The organism is Parvularcula marina (assembly GCF_003399445.1).
Taxonomy (GTDB): domain Bacteria; phylum Pseudomonadota; class Alphaproteobacteria; order Caulobacterales; family Parvularculaceae; genus Parvularcula; species Parvularcula marina.
Genome location: NZ_QUQO01000001.1, coordinates 2,360,665 through 2,377,175 on the forward strand (window position 1 = coordinate 2,360,665; position 16,511 = coordinate 2,377,175).

19 protein-coding genes and 2 tRNA genes are annotated in these 16,511 nt (G+C 59.1%); 14 read left to right on the forward strand and 7 right to left on the reverse strand.

Annotation, left to right across the window (positions count from 1 at the left end; all coding sequences use genetic code 11):
• The first annotated feature begins 92 nt into the window (after positions 1 to 92).
• From DX908_RS11365 to DX908_RS11385, 5 genes are all read left to right on the forward strand, one after another.
• Positions 93 to 1,163: a phytase gene (locus tag DX908_RS11365; RefSeq protein ID WP_158548711.1), complete on the forward strand. Its 1,071-nt coding sequence runs from the start codon at positions 93 to 95 to the stop codon at positions 1,161 to 1,163.
• A 96-nt stretch (positions 1,164 to 1,259) separates the two neighbouring features.
• Positions 1,260 to 1,385 carry a type B 50S ribosomal protein L36 gene (gene ykgO / locus DX908_RS11370; protein WP_116393079.1) on the forward strand — a complete coding sequence of 42 codons (126 nt, stop codon included), beginning with the start codon at positions 1,260 to 1,262 and terminating at the stop codon, positions 1,383 to 1,385.
• 77 nt (positions 1,386 to 1,462) lie between these two features.
• Entirely contained in the window at positions 1,463 to 2,002 is a 540-nt protein-coding gene (locus tag DX908_RS11375; protein ID WP_147303785.1) for a tetratricopeptide repeat protein, read from the forward strand.
• Between the two features lie 4 nt (positions 2,003 to 2,006).
• Positions 2,007 to 2,507: a TerB family tellurite resistance protein gene (locus DX908_RS11380; RefSeq protein ID WP_158548713.1), complete on the forward strand. Its 501-nt coding sequence runs from the start codon at positions 2,007 to 2,009 to the stop codon at positions 2,505 to 2,507.
• Between the two features lie 22 nt (positions 2,508 to 2,529).
• Positions 2,530 to 3,012 (forward strand): GNAT family N-acetyltransferase, encoded by a 483-nt coding sequence (locus DX908_RS11385; RefSeq protein ID WP_116393080.1) that lies wholly within the window; start codon positions 2,530 to 2,532, stop codon positions 3,010 to 3,012.
• Here the strand turns inward: DX908_RS11385 and DX908_RS11390 are convergent.
• The 3 genes from DX908_RS11390 to DX908_RS11400 all read right to left on the reverse strand — a co-directional run bounded on the left by DX908_RS11390 (position 3,009) and on the right by DX908_RS11400 (position 4,432).
• Complete coding sequence (locus DX908_RS11390; RefSeq protein WP_116392450.1) at positions 3,009 to 3,890, reverse strand: MBL fold metallo-hydrolase; 882 nt, start codon at positions 3,888 to 3,890, stop codon at positions 3,009 to 3,011. The two genes, DX908_RS11385 and DX908_RS11390, sit on opposite strands and share 4 nt — an antisense overlap.
• Positions 3,891 to 3,898: 8 nt before the next feature.
• Positions 3,899 to 4,324, reverse strand: coding sequence for a protein tyrosine phosphatase family protein (locus DX908_RS11395; protein WP_116392451.1), 426 nt, complete (start codon positions 4,322 to 4,324; stop codon positions 3,899 to 3,901).
• Between the two features lie 31 nt (positions 4,325 to 4,355).
• Positions 4,356 to 4,432, reverse strand: a tRNA-Pro gene (locus DX908_RS11400).
• Between the two features lie 132 nt (positions 4,433 to 4,564).
• Between DX908_RS11400 and DX908_RS11405 the strand changes: the two genes are divergently transcribed.
• The 8 genes from DX908_RS11405 (at position 4,565) to DX908_RS11440 (ending at position 11,189) form a co-directional block, all read left to right on the forward strand.
• Positions 4,565 to 4,639, forward strand: a tRNA-Gln gene (locus DX908_RS11405).
• Positions 4,640 to 5,153: 514 nt separating this feature from the next.
• Positions 5,154 to 5,930 carry a DUF3450 domain-containing protein gene (locus DX908_RS11410; RefSeq protein WP_116392452.1) on the forward strand — a complete coding sequence of 259 codons (777 nt, stop codon included), beginning with the start codon at positions 5,154 to 5,156 and terminating at the stop codon, positions 5,928 to 5,930.
• A 32-nt stretch (positions 5,931 to 5,962) separates the two neighbouring features.
• The gene (locus DX908_RS11415) at positions 5,963 to 7,330 is read left to right on the forward strand and encodes a MotA/TolQ/ExbB proton channel family protein (RefSeq protein ID WP_158548715.1); all 1,368 of its coding nucleotides are present in this window, start codon (positions 5,963 to 5,965) and stop codon (positions 7,328 to 7,330) included.
• Positions 7,331 to 7,356: 26 nt separating this feature from the next.
• Positions 7,357 to 7,890 (forward strand): MotA/TolQ/ExbB proton channel family protein, encoded by a 534-nt coding sequence (locus tag DX908_RS11420; protein WP_116392454.1) that lies wholly within the window; start codon positions 7,357 to 7,359, stop codon positions 7,888 to 7,890.
• 4 nt (positions 7,891 to 7,894) lie between these two features.
• Positions 7,895 to 8,323 carry an ExbD/TolR family protein gene (locus DX908_RS11425; protein ID WP_116392455.1) on the forward strand — a complete coding sequence of 143 codons (429 nt, stop codon included), beginning with the start codon at positions 7,895 to 7,897 and terminating at the stop codon, positions 8,321 to 8,323.
• 89 nt (positions 8,324 to 8,412) lie between these two features.
• Entirely contained in the window at positions 8,413 to 8,823 is a 411-nt protein-coding gene (locus DX908_RS11430; RefSeq protein ID WP_116392456.1) for an ExbD/TolR family protein, read from the forward strand.
• A gap of 14 nt (positions 8,824 to 8,837) precedes the next feature.
• Complete coding sequence (locus tag DX908_RS11435) at positions 8,838 to 9,452, forward strand: energy transducer TonB family protein (protein ID WP_116392457.1); 615 nt, start codon at positions 8,838 to 8,840, stop codon at positions 9,450 to 9,452.
• 171 nt (positions 9,453 to 9,623) lie between these two features.
• On the forward strand, positions 9,624 to 11,189 hold the full coding sequence (locus DX908_RS11440; protein ID WP_116392458.1) for a tetratricopeptide repeat protein: 1,566 nt from the start codon (positions 9,624 to 9,626) through the stop codon (positions 11,187 to 11,189).
• Positions 11,190 to 11,280: 91 nt separating this feature from the next.
• Here the strand turns inward: DX908_RS11440 and mnmC2 are convergent, their stop codons facing one another.
• Together mnmC2 and DX908_RS11450 are read right to left on the reverse strand one after the other, a co-directional pair.
• Positions 11,281 to 13,041 carry a tRNA (5-methylaminomethyl-2-thiouridine)(34)-methyltransferase MnmC2 gene (gene mnmC2 / locus DX908_RS11445; RefSeq protein WP_116392459.1) on the reverse strand — a complete coding sequence of 587 codons (1,761 nt, stop codon included), beginning with the start codon at positions 13,039 to 13,041 and terminating at the stop codon, positions 11,281 to 11,283.
• A complete protein-coding gene (locus DX908_RS11450; RefSeq protein WP_116392460.1) occupies positions 13,038 to 14,246 on the reverse strand; it encodes a lytic murein transglycosylase in 1,209 nt (402 codons plus the stop codon). Before DX908_RS11450 ends, mnmC2 begins: the two co-directional genes overlap by 4 nt.
• 133 nt (positions 14,247 to 14,379) lie before the next feature.
• Between DX908_RS11450 and DX908_RS11455 the strand changes: the two genes are divergently transcribed.
• A complete protein-coding gene (locus DX908_RS11455; RefSeq protein ID WP_116392461.1) occupies positions 14,380 to 15,126 on the forward strand; it encodes a glycosyltransferase family 2 protein in 747 nt (248 codons plus the stop codon).
• 16 nt (positions 15,127 to 15,142) lie between these two features.
• On the opposite strand, the gene DX908_RS11460 is transcribed toward DX908_RS11455, so the two are convergent.
• Together DX908_RS11460 and DX908_RS11465 are read right to left on the reverse strand one after the other, a co-directional pair.
• A complete protein-coding gene (locus DX908_RS11460; RefSeq protein ID WP_116392462.1) occupies positions 15,143 to 15,535 on the reverse strand; it encodes a MerC domain-containing protein in 393 nt (130 codons plus the stop codon).
• A gap of 214 nt (positions 15,536 to 15,749) precedes the next feature.
• Complete coding sequence (locus DX908_RS11465) at positions 15,750 to 16,478, reverse strand: energy transducer TonB (RefSeq protein WP_116392463.1); 729 nt, start codon at positions 16,476 to 16,478, stop codon at positions 15,750 to 15,752.
• Positions 16,479 to 16,511 lie beyond the last annotated feature (33 nt).

A 16,511-nucleotide genomic window follows, 5' to 3' on the forward strand; every position in this document is an offset into this window, starting at 1 on the left:
TCGCTCTCTAATTGACAAATGGGCGGGGTGTACGGTGAAAGCCGTGCGCCCCGTCCGCTTAACCGCCGATGCTTTTTATTCATGAGATCCTGATGAAACCGACACTTCTTCTCCCTGCTTTGCTCCTGACTGCCTGCGCTTCCATGCCCATTGGCTACGAACCGATTGACGAGATGCCAGAGACGGATCTGTCGGTCCCTGCTGTGACGGCAAAGGTCGAGACGGCCTCTGTCGACAGCTCTGGTGACGCAGCGGACGATCCCGCGATCTGGATCGATCCGCGCGACGCCTCTCGCAGCCTTGTTCTCGGGACGGACAAACAGGCTGGGCTCTATTCTTATGATCTTACGGGCAACGTTGTGCAGTTCATTCCCTCGGGCGCGCTTAACAATGTCGATCTGCGCCAGCGCGTGACGGTCGGCGGCTGGCTGGGCGATCTCGCGGCGGCGACGAACCGCACCGATAATTCAGTCACACTGTTCACGATAAGAAGCGGCGAGATGACGGAGATGGGGCGCTTCCCCGCGGCCCGGAAAGAGCCCTACGGCTTCTGCATGGGCTATCAGGACGAGAACGTCCTGATGGTGGTCACCCATAAGAATGGCGAGGTTGATCTCTTCCGGCTCGACGGTTTCGGTGAGCCTGCGCAGGCGACCCTGCTCCAGACCGTGAAAATGGAAAGCCAGCTTGAAGGTTGCGTCTTCGATGAACCCAATGCTGCTCTTTATGTCGGTGAGGAGAATGCCGGCATCACCCGCTATGACCTCAACCCGTCGGCAGAGATGCCGCTTACAGGCGGGCGCCGGATCGATGTCCTTGGCTCGGACACCGGCATCGTCGCCGATATAGAAGGGCTTGCCATCTACCGGCAAGGCGAGACGGGCGGCTATCTCATTGCCTCCAGCCAGGGCAATAACACCTATGCGGTGTATAAACTCGAAGACGGCACCTATCTTGGCCGCTTCTCGATCGGCACGGATGAAGCGACCGGCATTGACGGGGCAGAAGAGACTGACGGTATCGAGGCCTCAAGCGCGGCGCTGCCGGGCTACCCCAAGGGCGTCTTTCTTGTGCAGGACGGCTTCAACATGCCGGAAGGGTCGACCCAGAACTATAAATATGTCGACTGGCGCGACATTGAGGCCGCGCTCGATCTCGAATAACAAAGACTCCGCTTGACCCCGCCGCGCTCATTCTTTATGCGCGGCGGCTCGAAATCACACCGCGCGCAAGCGCCCCAGCACGCTCGACAGGTCATCATGAAAGTCCGCAGCTCGCTTAAATCGCTGAAGAACCGCCACGCCGACTGCCGTGTCGTGCGCCGTAAAGGCCGTATCTACGTCATCAACAAGACGCAGCGCCGTTACAAGGCACGCCAGGGCTGAGCCCGGCCATCGGCCTGACGATAACCTTTCCGGGCTTTTTGTTGGCGCGGCTTTCGAGCCGCGCTATTCTTGTGCGGATGCGGTTCTTTTTATTCATCGCGATTCTGTCTGCGCTCGCCTCACCGGCGAAGGCGGACCAGTTCGACCCGGCGCTGGCGCAGCTCTTCGTCGATCTGCGCGAAGGGCGGGGCGATGCGTCTGTCCTTGAAGCTGAGATTGAAAGCCGCTGGCTGATGCCGCCCGAAGAGGGCACGGCGATTCTGGTTGAGCGCGCGGTCAAGGCGATTGATGAAGACCGCCTTGCGGTCGCTGAGACCCTCGTCGCCCATATCACTTCCATTGCGCCAAGTTTTGCCGAAGGCTTCGTCCTTGAGGGCCGCCTTGCGCTGGCCCGGAACGATACCGGCACCGCGCTGCGCGCCTTCCGCCGGGCCGTCTCGCTTGAGCCGCGCCATTATTATGCCCTCGAACGGCTGGGTGATCTTGCGCTGATGCTGGGGGACAAGCCTCGCGCGCATGAGCATTACCGCGATGCCCTCGACTGGCATCCGCGCCAGCCCATGCTGCAGCAAAAGACCGACCGGCTGCGCACGGAAATTTACGGCCGGGAGATCTGATCGAGTGATCGCGTTTTCTGTTCTCGTCGGCCTCGTCTGCATCCTCCTTGCGGTGAATGAGACGCGGAAATTCCGCCGCCGCCAGAATGTTCGGCCTGCTGCCGGGGCGACCGGCCTCGTCGAAATGCTAACAGACCCCAAGGAGGCTGCGGCCATCCTTCTGGTGCAGGTTGCGGCCTATGGCGATGGGCAAGTCACGGTCGAGCAGAAGTCCCGGATCATGGGCCTGATGTCCGAGCACTTCGGGAGCGATGAGGAAGAGGCCGAAGGTCTCTTCTCCTTTGGCCGCATGGCGGTCGGACAGATAGGCGATGTCATGGGCAGCCTCGGGCGGCTTCTCCGGCCGATCCGCGAGCATCTGACGCTCGAAGAGATGAAGGGCCTGCTCGGCATGATGTCGGCGGTTGCGGCGAGTCATGAGCGGGCAGACCCCGATGCACGTCGCCTCATCGAAGAGACCCGCGATGCGCTTCATGTCGACCTGCCGGTCGCGCTGCGCGACTGATCAGAGCTATCTCCGTATTCAGATGAAAGACCCCGGCACTGAGATCGAGTTTGTCCGCCTGACGGAAGTCTCACCTGAAGAGATCACGGCGCATATGTCGGACCCGAGAATGGCCGAGCACATGCCGCTGCTCAAAGCTGAGTGGACCCATCAGTCAACGGAAGGCTTTATTCAGGCAAAGGAAGCCTGCTGGCAGCGCGACGGTCTCGGGCACTGGGCATTTCTCTCGGGCGGGGCCTATGTCGGCTGGGGCGGGTTTCAGAAAGAGGGGGAGGAATGGGATTTTGGTCTCGTCCTCCGGCCAGACAGTTTCGGGCTCGGCCCCCGCATTGCGCGCAAGGCGTTGAGCATCGCCAAGGCTGATGCGCGCATTCCATACGTCACCTTCCTGCTTGCGCCGTCACGACGGAGCCTGCGCGGGCTTGAACGGTTGGGCGCGCAGCAGGTCGGTGAGATTGACTATGATGGCAGCCGGTTTCTTAAATACCGGCTTGATACGGACTAACCCGCCGAGAACCCGCCATCCTCATGGCGGCGGACTGAACCTCGTTTGACGTGCCGTTCCAGATGCGCCTCGACATTGAGCGCTGCAGCAAAATGCATAGCCGGATCGATATCAGTGTAAACGATGCGGGCAATCTCTAGCGGCGATTGCGGCGCGGCGGTCACGGCGGCGAGGATCGACTCATCGCGCTTCTCCCGATGCACCCTCACGGCACGGACGAATTCCTGCGGGTTTGGCACCGGCGCGCCATGGGTGGGGTAGTAGACCTCATCATCGCGCGCCAGCAAGAGATCGAGACTGGAGAAATAGTCATCCATGTCGCCATCGGGCGGTGCGACCACCGTTGTGGCCCAGCCCATGATGTGATCGCCGGTAAAGAGCGCGCGCTCGTCTTCCAGAGAGAAACAGAGATGATTGGCGCAATGCCCCGGCGTGTGGACCGCCCGCAGCCGCGCTGAGGGCAGCTCAAGGAGATGTCCGTCCTTGATCTCCGTATCCGGACGGAAATTGAAATCCGCGCCCTCATCGAGTGCTGGCGGCGCGGCGCCTTTCTCAACCTCATGAGCGCCATGGCCAAGTACCACCGCGCCGGTCAGCTCTTTGAGGCGCGAAGTTCCGCCGCAATGATCGAGATGGGTGTGGGTGACAAGGATATGAGTGATGGGGCCGGGTGCTGCCGCAATGACGGCCTGCGCATGTGCCTCATCCTCCGGTCCCGGATCAATCACGGCCACGCCGCGCTCATCGCCGATCAGATAGGTGCCGGACCCCGTAAACGTGAACGGCCCCGGATTCTTCGCAATCACCCTTGTGATCAGCGGGGACAATCGGTCCGGCTCGCCATGGGTGAAATCAAAGGCGCGAATAAAAGGAACCATGACGGGGCTCAGCCAGAGGGCGCGAGAGAGGCAAGCCCGCTGCGGAAGCCAGAGAAATCAAACCCAGCAGCTTCGGTTGCCGACATCACGTTCTCCAGATCATCGCCGGCCTGCACGCGGGTTGCCGCCCAGAGGAGGGCAGAGCGTTTGCCGCTGGCGCAATAAGCGAGGATCTTTGAGTGGGTGGCAATCGCCAGATCGAGTGCCTCCATCTGTGCGGGCGTCAGGCCTTGTGAGGCTGAGATCACCTCAAAACTTATGCCGCGCTCGGCCGCAGCCTCTGCCATCTCGGCCATGGTGGGCTGACCTGGCGCTTCGCCTTTGACGCGATTGCAGATGACATGTGTGACGCCGTCTTCTTTGGCGGCATCGAAATCGGCTGGACTCAGCTGGGGCGCGACGAGGAATTGGGGGGCTAGAGGGATCAAGGGCATGGGCGTCTCCTGACGCGTTCCTGCCGGAAAATGGTCGGAGTGGCGAGATTCGAACTCACGACCCCTGCCTCCCGAAGACAGTGCTCTACCAGGCTGAGCTACACTCCGACGAGCGCGCGCCATAACCGCTTGGAAGCAGCCATGCAATCGAAATTCTCGAGGGTCCAAAAAACGGTCAAAAATCGGTCAAATGGGCTGTTGCGCTCCCTATCAGCCTTGGATATAGACCCGCTCTCCTGATGGGGTGTGGCCAAGTGGTAAGGCAGCGGTTTTTGGTATCGCCATTCGCAGGTTCGAATCCTGCCACCCCAGCCAGTCCTTCCCAAAATATTCTCAACTGAAGCATGAATTTTTTGCGACTATTCAAGTCTTGTCTGTGCTCGCGGAAGGGGAATGTGTGCACTGCAACAATGAAAATGCGTGTGTTTATTTTGGCGATTTCTAGCCGAATCGAGAATTGATTTTCTATTGTTTTGCAAGGATTTAGAGACCTTCCGAGGGCGGATTCAAACAGTTTCAATTTAATCGGTTGACGGGTCTGGGCCTTTCCTGTGATATCGTATCAGTGAGTTGGTGATCTCCGGGCATCGACGGCGTGCGCGTGTGCGTGTCGGGGCATTGCTTTTTGCAGGATTTTAACCAATCATCGCGAATAGGTCGGGGAGGGGTCCCGGCCACTTTGAGGGGTGACGGAACGGGACGTGATCTGACGCGTTCGGTCGAGGTCTGAGTTAATCGGGCCTTTCGAATTTTCTGGCGGAACCTCCGCCCTTAACCAGAGGACGGCCAGGTCTGGCCAGTTAAACGGAAACATCCGGTAGGTGAGCAAATGATGAGAAAACTTGCTTTTCTGGGGTCTGCGGCCCTGATGACGCTGGCGATGACCTCGCCAGCTTCTGCACAATTCCGCGCGGCGCTTGATGAAAGCCGCGCTGCGGTGGACGAAGGTGCAGCTTCCCAGCAGCGCGTCGAGGAACTCGATGATCAGGCTGCGGAACTGCTCGGCGACTTCCGCGCAGCCCAGAAACAGCGTGACCTGCTGCGGCGCTTTAATGCCAGCCGTCAGCGTGAGGTTGAGAACCAGCTTCTTGAAATCCAGGGCCTCCAGCAGGACGTGGAAAACATCGAAGGTCTGCAGCGTGCAACGCAGCCGCTTCTCGATGACATGATGGAAGACCTTGCGGCTTTCGTCGAAGCTGACATGCCCTTCCTTGAAGAAGAGCGCGCAGCCCGGATCGCCCGCCTGCGGAACGTCATGGCAGACTCCACTCAGACAGCGGCCTCCCGCTACAATCTGATCATGGAAGCCTTCCAGATCGAGAACGAATATGGCCGGACGCTCGACTCCTATGAAGGCGTCGTCGACAACAATGGCGAAGAGCTCAAAGTCGAGTATCTGCGCATTGGCCGTCTCGCACTGATCTACAAGACAGCTGATGACAGCGTTCTGCGGATTTACGATCGTTCAGTCGGCGACTTCGTCGACCTCGACCGCGGCTTCCTTGACGATGTCGTCACCGGCATGCGTATCGCAAAAGAACAACTTCCGCCTGATCTCATGATCATTCCTGTGTCCGCGCCAGTTGACGCTACGTCGGGCCAGTAAGCGGCTGAGAGAAGGGTTTGAAAGAAATGACCATGTTCAAGACCATGAAATCCGGCATTCTTGCAGCTGCAGCCGTCATCGCTGCGACGGGCGGTATCGCCTCTGCTCAAGACATCTCGCTTGACGACATTCTTCGTCAGGCCCGGGAAGAGCGCCGTCAGGCCGCTCAGGAAAACCGCGAGCGCGAGCAGCGCTTCCTTGCGGAACGAAACCAGCAGCAAGCTCGCCTCAACCAGGTTCGTGGCCAGGTGAATGCAGCCGAAGCTGAATCGGATCGGATCGAAGCTGAGTTCCGCGCGAATGACGACCGCATCCGTGAGCTGCAAACTGAACTGGAAGCCCAGCAGGGCGAGTTCGGCGAGCTCTTCGGTGCTGCTCGTTCGGCTGCTGCTGACCTCGCTGCCCAGCTCGACGGCTCTGTGATCTCGGCTGAGTATCCGGGCCGTTCGGCAATCCTCCGCAAGACGGCGGAAGCCAAGACCCTGCCTTCCGTGGATGAGCTTATCTTCATCTACGAAACGCATATGGAAGAAATGATCGGCCAGTCGAAAGTTTCGAAATTCAACGCGACTGTCTGGAATACCAAAGGTGAGAGCGATACCGCTGAAGTGACCCGTATCGGGCCGTTCGTCGCCTTCTCCGGTGGTGAATACTACACCATGAAAGACGCAGAAAACGCCGTGCCGCGCCTGACCGAGCTGAAAAAACAGCCGAATGTCAAAGACGCGACATCGAACGCTCGCAGCGTCGCATCCTACAGCGGTGACGGCTACACGGCCGGCACGATTGACCCGACCTCCGGTCAGCTTCTCGACCTCTATGTTGACAGCCCTGACCTTCAGGAGCGTTTCAACCAGGGTGGTCTTGTTGGTAAGGTCATCGCGATCGTCTTCGCAGTCGGTGTTGTGATCGGTCTTCTCAAGCTCTTCACCCTGTTCATGACCAATTCGGCCGTGAAGGGTCAGGTACGCCGCAAGTCGCCGTCGCGTGGTAACCCGCTCGGCCGTGTCATGATGGCATATGAAAGCAATCCGAATGCGGATGCTGAAACGCTGGCCCTCAAGCTGGACGATGCAGTTCTTCGCGAAATCCCGAAACTCGAGCGTGGTCTGAACCTCGTGAAAGTCTTCGCGGCTATCGCACCGCTGCTCGGCCTTCTGGGTACGGTTGTCGGCATGATCATCACCTTCCAGCAGATCACTCTGTTCGGTACAGGCGATCCGAAGATCATGGCCGGCGGTATTTCTCAGGCGCTCGTTACCACGGTGCTTGGTCTTATCGCAGCTATCCCGCTCCTGCTGCTGCACGCTTTTGCGTCAGGCTTCTCCAAATCGGTGGTCCAGACCCTTGAAGAGCAGGCTGCTGGCATGATTGCGGAGCGGGCTGAGAGCCGGTCGTAAGCGCTTAGGCGAAGGGAGACTGTCCTATGCTGGACGTATTCAACCCTGCGAACGCTCTGGATAATCTCCAAGCGTTCTTCGCCGCGGGCGGCAACGTTCTGGTCGTCATCATGGCGGTGACGTTCGTGATGTGGCTGCTGGTCCTCGAACGGGTTCTGTTCTTCGTCACGGGTGGGTCTTCTGTGCGCAAACGCGCAGAGAAGTCCTGGGAAGCCCGGTCGGACAAGACGTCCTGGTATGCTTTTGCGATCCGCGAAAAGTCGATTTCGGAAGTAGGTCAGACGACCATGTCCAATCTTGGCGTGATCAAGGGCCTTATCGCGATCCTGCCGCTGCTGGGCCTTCTGGGCACAGTGACGGGCATGGTCGAGGTGTTCGATGTGATGGCTTCGACGGGTTCATCCAATGCGCGCCTGATGGCGGGCGGGATCACCAAGGCAACCATCCCGACCATGGCGGGCCTCGTCGCTTCGCTGTCCGGTATCGTGATGGCCAATATCATTGAGGGCATGGCCCAGCGCGAAGTGCGCGATGCCACCCACAACATTGTGATCGGATAAGTTCATGGCGAGACGCAGAAGAACAGGAGACGAGGCGGCTGACGTCAATGTGACGCCCCTGCTTGATATCGTCTTCATCATGCTGATCTTCTTCATCGTGACGGCGACCTTCGTTTACGAAGACGGGTTCGATCCGAACCTTCCGCCGGACAGCCAGGATGAGCCGGAAGATCCACCGCCCAGCATGCTGCTGACGGTCCAGGCTGATGGTTTCATCCGAGTGGATGACATCCGTCAGGTTGATCCCCGGTCAGTGACTTCAGTGGTCGAACAGTTCCTCGCGAAAGAGCCCAAAGGTGTCGTGATCGTCAATGCGACGCCTGACGCCCGGACCGGAACGACGATCACCGTGCTCGACCAGGCACGCCAGGCGGCCCCGGATGAAACTGTCCGGAATTCGCAGATCACGCTCACTCTGGCGAGCGGCAACTAAGATCGGGCGGGCGCCCACCATGCGGCGCTCCCCAATTTGGAAAGTAAAGTTTGGCCGGCTCCCGGCCATAGGAAAGACGGAAGAGACCGATGGCTAGACGACCGCTTAGAGCGCCGGCCGGTGGTGACGAAGATGACGTCAACGTGACGCCGCTTCTCGACATCGTGTTCATCATGCTGATCTTCTTCATCGTGACGTCCACCTTCATCAAGGAACCGGGGATCGATCCCGAGCGCCCGAAAGTGGAACTTCAGGAAGCACAGAAGAAAGTCTCCATTCTTGTTGCCATCTCGGCGGAAGACGAGATCTTCATCAATAACGAGCAGGTCGAACTCAGTGAGCTGAGCTATGCGATCCGCGAGTTGCGTAAGGAAACGCCGAAAGGCAGCGCGGTCGTGCAGGCCGATGTCGCTTCGCGTTCTGAAACGCTCATCGAAGTACTCAACGAAGTGAAGGACGCGGGCATCGATGATGTCGCGGTCTCCACTGAAAAAATCTGACGGGGGCACACGACATGGCATCGATCTTTCGTAGTGTACTCGGTCTTCCTGTCGCCGCCGTGGTGACAGTCTTCCTCTTCTTGCTGATGTATGGTCTCGTTCGCGTGGACCAGCTGCCGGAAGTTGAAGAAAGCGATGACATCAACATCAACTTCCAGCGGAACCTGACGGACTCTGAAGTTCGGAACCAGAAGGTGTTCGAGCGTCCGGCTCTTGACCAGCCGCCGCCCCCGCCGCCGGCTATCAACCAACAGAACTTCCAGCCGCAGGTGGATGGGGTTCAGGCTGTTGCCCCGACTTTCGAGGCCAATGTCGATATCGGCTCTGGTTTCAACCCGGACCGCGACGCCCAGCCGATCGTTCGGATCCCGCCGCAGCTGTCTGACTTCCAGCGCTGCATCCGGTCCGACGAACAGAAGACCGAGCGGGTTGTGCTTGAGTTTGACGTGACGCCAGAAGGTCAGGTGGCCAACGTTCGCGTCGTCGGCTCCACGGATCGTTGTTACGAGCGGGCTGCTATCCGCTCTGCCCAACGCTGGAAATATAACCCGAAAATCGTGGACGGCAGTCCGGAGCCGCGGTTCGGCGTTCGCACTACCATCGAATTCCAGGTGGGCGGCGAAGGCTAAGGGTTTGGCCAGCCCGTCTGGTTGGCCAGCAAGCAAAAAGGGGAGGGATGCGATGAGCGTGTCCCCTCCCGGTTACCGGCGGAGATCCGGCGGTAGCGACAAATAGGGATTTTGGCGGACGGTGACCGATTTTTAGGTGCCTACCCGCGTCTGACGAAGAGACTGAACAGCATGCGTAAACATCTGTCTGCCGCTGCGATTATGGCCCTGGTCGGAATGGGGGCTCTGCCTGGAGCAACGCCGTTTGCTTCGACAGCTAATGCCGCCACGGCCCAAAGTAATCAGACGCCGGAGGAAGAACGCCGCCGGGCACGGCTCAGCCTGTCGACCTCGACAGCTCGTGTCCTGCAGGAAGTCTTCAACGACATTAACTCCGAACCGCCGAACTACGCCAAAGCGATGGATTCGCTGAACCGCCTGTTGAGCCGCGACGGCCTCAGCAAGTTTGACGAATCAACTTCGCTGGAACTACGTGCTGGTATCTACGCGCAGCAGGAAAATTATGCCGCTGCTCTTCGCGATTTCGAGCGCATCCTCCAGCTTGATGAGCTGCCTTTCGATCGCCTGAAGCAGATCCGGTATTATGTTGCTCAGCTCTATTTCACGCAGGAACGCTACGCTGATGCGATCCGCTTTATGGAGCTTTACCTCGCTGAAGAGGGCAATGTCGAAGATACCAATGCCTGGTACATCCTTGCTGCTGCATATGTTTCGCAAGGCAATTACCAGAAAGCCCGCCGTCCTGCGGAGCGCGCGCTGCAATATGACGAGAAAAAAGAGAAGAAGAGCTACGATCTTCTCAACCTGATCTACTCCGAACTCCAACTGAATGCTGAACGCGGCCGTCTCCTCGAAGAGATGGTGGAGCGCTTCCCGAATGAGGAAGGCTACTGGGCCCAGCTTTCAGGTTCTTACGATGCAGCTGGCCGCCGCAAGGACGCGCTCGCGACACTTGAAGCTGCCTATAATGCCGGTCTCATCACGGATGAGGACAAGATCATCGCCCTCGCGCAGTACTATTCTTCGCTCGACAACCCCTATCGCGGGGCCAAGCTGATCGAAGAGGAAATGGCGGCTGGTGCCGTCAAGCGTGACCTCGATAATCTCACTCTTCTTTCTCAGCTCTGGTCCATGTCTCGTGAGCAGGACAAGGCGATTGAAGCCCTTTCTGCTGCGGCACGGATCTCACCGTCGGGTGAGCTCTATTACCGCCTTGGCCAGAGCTACATGGCCAGTGAACGCTTCGAAGAAGGCATCCGTGCCCTGAACGAAGCGCTCGAGCGGGGCGGGTTGTCCGCACAGGACCGCGGGGATATCAACCTGTTGCTCGGCAACGCCTACTTCCAGCTCGATCCGGACTCTGCCGATGGCCGCCGCCGTGCGCGCCGTGCCTTTGAACGTGCGCTGAACAGCCCGCGTTCGCGGAACTCGGCTCAAGGCTGGATCGCATATATCGACGCTTACGAACGGACACTTCGTCAGCAGGCGGAAATCGAACGCATCCAGCGCCAGGAACGTCTGCAACGTGAACGCGATCGTTGTGACTCACTGGTTGATCTGGCCGACCTCGGTGGTGCTGTGAACGAATCAGATGTCTCTGAATGTCGCGCGCTGATCGCTCGGACGGATGAGCAGGGTCGCCCGCTTGATCCGAACGCTGCTAGCGATGAAGAAGAAGCGGCTGCAACCGAAGAAGAAGGTGAAGCAGCAGATGAAGAAGCCACCGACGCTGGCTGATCTGCTTTTCTTCAATCCAAGATTTGAAAACACCGGTTCAGTTGAGCCGGTGTTTTTTTATGTCCGAGGCCAGTTTATAGGGAATTGCGTCTCAGCTCTGTCCGCGCCGGCGGCGACGTTCCGCAAATCGTCCGGGGGCAGCGAAGCATGAAATGGGCAGAGACAGGGGCGAGACGTCTCCTGTCATTCGGGCAATCAAGTGCCGGGCCAGGATTGGAGCTGTGACAAGCCCGCGAGATCCGAGCCCCGTCAGGGCAAAAACTCGCCCGCTCTCATCAAGCTCTCCCGCAATAGGATGACGGTCTCGCGTCGTGGCGCGCAAGGATGCGCGCGCCGAGATCCAGTTTCCGGCTGGTCTATGAAGCAGTGCTTCGGCAGCAACCCGGTTAGCAGCGGAGCTTGCTTCATCGGGTTCGGGTACGTCATCAGCTTGCGCAGGATCATATGTAGCCCCGGCAATCAGCAGGCTGTCGAGCGGCGCGATATAGGTGCCCTCGGTCAGGATGTGGGGGGGCGCAGGTCCCGCAAATATATCGACCTGCCCACGAGACGCGGACATGTCTTCTTCGAACCCGGCAAGTTTAGCTGAGCGAGGCCCTGCAGAGACTAGCACTGCATCGCTCTCGACAGTGCCGTCTCTGAGGGTGAGCGTGATATGCTCACTGGACTGATCAATGGCCTCTACCTGCCCCTGACGGAAGGAACATCCTTCGATCAGTGCAGCGATGGCATCTCGTGGGGAAAGTAGGGCGGCGGCACCTGCAAGAAGCCGGTCCGCTTCCAGATGCAGCTCGCCGTCTGGCCATAATCCAGTCTCAAGCACACGATGGTAGCGTTCAGTCTCGCCCTGCATCGCCCCTCCAAAAGCCAAAAGTGCATCGGGAGAGTGATCACCATAAAACCGCCGGGCAAAGAGGAACGCGTCGCGATAGAACCGGGCCGCCGGATTATCCTGCGCCTCAAGCCGCGGCATGAGGAGCCCAGCCGGGTTGCCGGAAGCTCCCGCACCGGGGCTCTCCCGATCAATGATCTCAACATCCAACCCGGCACGCCGCGCCTCGAATGCCGCACATGCTCCGGCGATCCCGGCGCCGATAATCGTCAGCTTCCGGATTTGTGGTGCCGCAGAAGTCTCATCTCCCGGCATCCGGCCGGTCAGCATCTCGCGCTTGCGGCCGAAGCCCTGCCGCCGGGCAAGGGTGAAGCCTGCCGCTTCCAGGCTCCGTCGCACGGCGCCCGCGACGGTGAAGGTCGCAAAGCTGCCGCCCGGCCTTGTATGCGTGGCGGCAAGATGGAGCAGGTCTTCCGACCACATTTCCGGGTTCTGGGCTGGGGAGAAGCCATCAAGAAACCACGCATCGGCGTGAAAATCCGTTTCCGACAGAACTTCCGTTGCCGGACCGAAACCGAGGGTCAGGCGGACACGGTCCGACAGATCGATCTGCACCTGACCGGGCCGGGGGCGGGGATAGGCGCGTGCCAGCCGCTCGGCCCAATCGCCCAGTTCCGGCCAGCGCGTTGTGATGGCGGAGAGGATTCCTCCCAATTCTTCCGGGTCCAGCGGAAAGCCTTCAGCAGACCAGAAATGAAGCCGGGCCTCGCTGGGGGCGACTTCTTCAAAAAGATGCGCCGCAGCTAGCAGGTTGAGCCCCGTGCCAAAGCCCAACTCCCCGATGATAAACGGGCGAGTGCCGGCATGCCGGGCAAACCGCTCGGGTAGATCATTGCCGTCAAGGAAGACGTGCCGTGTCTCAGCGAGGCCGTCTGCCTCCTGATAATAAATATCGCCGAACTGGTTCGAGCGTAAGGCCTCCCCGTCCCGCGAAATGTCCGGTCGGGGAAGGCGACTCATCCGGCCTGCATGGCAGCAAGGGTTTTGGCCGAGGCATAGCCGTCGGCGGCCACGCCTTGATCCTTTTGCCACTGGCGGATCGCAGCCTGCGTACCAGCACCGATAATACCGTCTACAGGACCGGGGTTGTAGCCTTTTGCGGTCAAAACTTCCTGAAGCATCTTCCGCTCACTGAGCGACAGCGGCCGGTCATCGCGCGGCCACTCAGCGGAGAGGGGCTGGCCCCGTCCGGCGATTGCATCGGACAGCCGCCCGATGCCCAGCGCGTAGGAGGTCGAGTTGTTGTACTTCATGATCGCCCGGAAATTATCGAGCACCATGAAGGCGGGGCCGTTTGCGCCGGCTGGAACAATGACAGAAGCGCTAGCGTTGAAATCCGCCTTATCAGCAAGGCTGCCGGTGGGGAGTGCAACGCCTAGCTGATGCCAGCTGCTGACAGTTTTCTCGGTCCGAAGGCTCGCTTGTGAGTAGTCAAACCCGTCCGGCAGGGTCACTTCAAATCCCCATGGCTGATCAGCCTTATAGCCTGATTTGGCCAGATAGTTGGCGGTCGAAGCAAAGACATCTTCATGATCAGCCCACAGATCTTTTAGGCCATCACCATTTTCATCAATGGCAAAGGCAAGATAGGTGGTCGGGATGAACTGGGTCTGACCCATTGCGCCGGCCCATGAGCCTTTGAGCTGGTCACGACGCGCGTAGCCGTCCTGAATAATTGTCAGGGCCCCGATCAGCTGGGACTTGCCGAAACTCTGCCGTCGTCCGTCATAGGCCAGCGTTGAGAGCGCCGAGATCACGTCATGGCTGCCGAGGATCGCGCCATAAGAGCTCTCCAGCCCCCAGATCGCGCCGATGATTTCCTTGTCGACGCCATATTTGGCCTCGACCTTATCGAGGATCGCGGCGCGCGCAGCAGTGTTGTTCAGCCCGTCGGAGATGCGCCGGTCGGACACGGCGCTGTCGAGGTAAGTCCAGATGGCCTGTGCAAATTCGGGCTGATTATTATTACGATCAACGACGATTTGCATCGGTTTCGCACTTGCCATCTCGCGATCATAGACTTCCGCCGAAATGCCTTTCGCCATGGCTTCTGCCTTGAACGAGGTGATGAAGGCGTCGTATTTCGCCTGGTCGATTTCCTGCGCTGATGCGCCCGAAATCCCGGCCAGCAATGCCGCCCAAATCCCAATGGCCCGTTTCGTCATCTGGAACTCCCGCTTGTTCGAACCCCTTCCTAACAAAGCCCGCCCGCCCGTGCCAATGAGAAGCGTGAGAGGTTGAGGCGCGTGCCGGGCGCCTGCAAAAGGGGCGGCGTCATTGTTGTAAACGGTTCGTGCCATGCCCGCTCTCGCCCGTCAGGATCTGCCCGTCATCGCTTGTGTGACGGCCTATAACGAGGCCGAAACGATCGGCGCGATCCTTGAGACGCTCAAACAGGTGAACGGCATCACCCGGGTGCAGGTCGTCGATGACTGCTCCGAGGATGCAACCGCCGAGATCGCCCGAGCCGCCGGGGTGAAGGTGATCAGCCTGCCGGAAAAAGTGCCGGTGGGGCAGGCGATCATGCATCATCTTGAGGGGATGGAGCCCGAAGCCATCGTCCTGTGGTGTGATGCTGACCTTGTGGGCCTCGAGCCCGGGCATATGCAGACCCTGATCGATTCGTTCCGTGAGGGGACAAGAATGCAGGTGACCAGCTCCCGCGGCGTACCGCCCAACTGGCCGGGATGGGCACGCAATGGCGCGGTGAAGGCTTTCTGGGGCTGGCTCTTCGGGCCGATCTCGGGCGAGCGGGCGATCCTTAAATCCGATTTCGAGGCAGCGATTGCGCTCGCGTCAAAACTGGAATGGGCGGAGATGATGCGCGGTTACGGCATCGTTCTCTTTCTCAACTGGTATGCGCGTGCCTATGGCGGCGGCTCGGAGGTGAAGTACTTCGATACCCTTCGCCAGCGGCAGAAATATCAAAAATGGAAGACCGGCAACCCGGTCGGCCAGATGTTCCGTCAATGGGGGGAGTTCATCCGTGTCTGGATGAAGATCAGGCTGAATGCCGGACGGATTAGAAAGCTGGCAGGGCTGTAGGTGCTATTAGGCTGCCTTAGCTGTGTCGTCTCAGGCGCAGAACGTGCCCCGTGGCAATCAGCAGCGCGCCGGTCACGGTCAGCAGCCGCTCATAATCCTCAACCGCCTCGATGAAGGCGCCCAAAAGAAGGAAGCCGAGACCTGCGAGGATCAGCGGGAAGAATGCTCTCTCGCGTCCCGTTTTCTGCCGCAGGAGGACCGCGAAAAGCGACAGCGGCACGGCAGTCAGCGCCATCATTTGGTGGATGAGGTGATTGTCGGAAATCGTCCCGACGAGCGGCAGGAACCCTGCGAGTATGGGAAGCGCAAGGCAGTGCATAATGCAAAGGCCAGAGAGCCCCGCAGCCCCCAGATCGATCAGGCGGGAGGAATGGCCTGAGCAGGGATAGGCGGCAGGGTTTTCGGACATAGGGAACTCAACGCAACAGGGATAGGGCGGCGCCCTTGGATGGTGCCTCAGATAGTGAGCGTGATAGTATCACGCAAGTCTTTACAGTGGTTAAATTTGGGGACGCGCAGTTTAATCGGCCGATCCGTAATGACGATGACGCGATCAGGCAGGGGGTATTGAGCGAGGGCGAAATCCGCGTGCGTTCTTGTTCAGATCACACAAACCTTGGAGCTTACCTTTCGCCAATCTGAAATTCGATAGATGACGTGATGTCAGTATGAGCAGCGGGTTTTCCGTCAATCATCCGGGGGGCGTAAGTCCATCTTTCCACCGAGCGGATTGCAGCCTTTTCGAAGCATTTACTCGAGCTGCCCAGTATTCTCGTATTCACCGGTTTTCCCTCTGGGGAAACATCGAAGGCAACAACCACCCGTTCGAGCCTGAAGTCGGCGCTTCGGATACAGTCTCTGAAATCGTTTAGAGCAGGTGGTTTCCGGCGTTCGGGAACGGCATCATTGCCTGTTTTCCTCCGGACAATGATGGCCTCACGAAGCCTGATCAAATATTCTTCCTTGTTCGCTTCGTTTTCGTCGAAAAGCTGGTATTTCAACGTGGCGTTCATTTGCAGCGGGGCGCCGCGTTTCGGTTTCGGGATCGATCGCGGGTTATAGATCCAAAGCCCCACCATTTTAGTGGCGGAGTCCTCAAGGCATGGATCGGTCGAGGAGGAAACTTCCAGATCAATCGTCCTCCCCGTCCGGGTCAATCCGTATGCGACATCGACGCTACCGACGTACCCGTCTTCGGGTATCGCGTCTGGGGCAACGCAGTGAAGATACATGCCGAGTGGTGGGGCCGGCTGTTGTAGGGGTTCTGGAGTTTTCTCTTCCGCTGCAAATGCAGGAGCAATGCTCATGCAGCTCAACAGAAGTGTGGTGATGCCCAATATACTGCGCCGCATGTCTCCCCCTCCATTCGCCAGTTGATGGCGATA

What these genes read in the sequence shown, in the direction of transcription:
- DX908_RS11435 (WP_116392457.1), top strand. Translation starts at nt 8,838, where the DNA reads ATGGCATCGATCTTTCGTAGTGTACTCGGTCTTCCTGTCGCCGCCGTG.
- mnmC2 (WP_116392459.1), bottom strand. Translation starts at nt 13,041, where the DNA reads ATGAGTCGCCTTCCCCGACCGGACATTTCGCGGGACGGGGAGGCCTTA.
- DX908_RS11455 (WP_116392461.1), top strand. Translation starts at nt 14,380, where the DNA reads ATGCCCGCTCTCGCCCGTCAGGATCTGCCCGTCATCGCTTGTGTGACG.
- DX908_RS11375 (WP_147303785.1), top strand. Translation starts at nt 1,463, where the DNA reads ATGCGGTTCTTTTTATTCATCGCGATTCTGTCTGCGCTCGCCTCACCG.
- DX908_RS11440 (WP_116392458.1), top strand. Translation starts at nt 9,624, where the DNA reads ATGCGTAAACATCTGTCTGCCGCTGCGATTATGGCCCTGGTCGGAATG.
- DX908_RS11425 (WP_116392455.1), top strand. Translation starts at nt 7,895, where the DNA reads ATGGCGAGACGCAGAAGAACAGGAGACGAGGCGGCTGACGTCAATGTG.
- DX908_RS11390 (WP_116392450.1), bottom strand. Translation starts at nt 3,890, where the DNA reads ATGGTTCCTTTTATTCGCGCCTTTGATTTCACCCATGGCGAGCCGGAC.
- DX908_RS11410 (WP_116392452.1), top strand. Translation starts at nt 5,154, where the DNA reads ATGATGAGAAAACTTGCTTTTCTGGGGTCTGCGGCCCTGATGACGCTG.
- DX908_RS11465 (WP_116392463.1), bottom strand. Translation starts at nt 16,478, where the DNA reads ATGCGGCGCAGTATATTGGGCATCACCACACTTCTGTTGAGCTGCATG.
- DX908_RS11460 (WP_116392462.1), bottom strand. Translation starts at nt 15,535, where the DNA reads ATGTCCGAAAACCCTGCCGCCTATCCCTGCTCAGGCCATTCCTCCCGC.
- DX908_RS11415 (WP_158548715.1), top strand. Translation starts at nt 5,963, where the DNA reads ATGTTCAAGACCATGAAATCCGGCATTCTTGCAGCTGCAGCCGTCATC.
- DX908_RS11365 (WP_158548711.1), top strand. Translation starts at nt 93, where the DNA reads ATGAAACCGACACTTCTTCTCCCTGCTTTGCTCCTGACTGCCTGCGCT.
- DX908_RS11385 (WP_116393080.1), top strand. Translation starts at nt 2,530, where the DNA reads ATGAAAGACCCCGGCACTGAGATCGAGTTTGTCCGCCTGACGGAAGTC.
- DX908_RS11430 (WP_116392456.1), top strand. Translation starts at nt 8,413, where the DNA reads ATGGCTAGACGACCGCTTAGAGCGCCGGCCGGTGGTGACGAAGATGAC.
- DX908_RS11450 (WP_116392460.1), bottom strand. Translation starts at nt 14,246, where the DNA reads ATGACGAAACGGGCCATTGGGATTTGGGCGGCATTGCTGGCCGGGATT.
- ykgO (WP_116393079.1), top strand. Translation starts at nt 1,260, where the DNA reads ATGAAAGTCCGCAGCTCGCTTAAATCGCTGAAGAACCGCCACGCCGAC.
- DX908_RS11395 (WP_116392451.1), bottom strand. Translation starts at nt 4,324, where the DNA reads ATGCCCTTGATCCCTCTAGCCCCCCAATTCCTCGTCGCGCCCCAGCTG.
- DX908_RS11420 (WP_116392454.1), top strand. Translation starts at nt 7,357, where the DNA reads ATGCTGGACGTATTCAACCCTGCGAACGCTCTGGATAATCTCCAAGCG.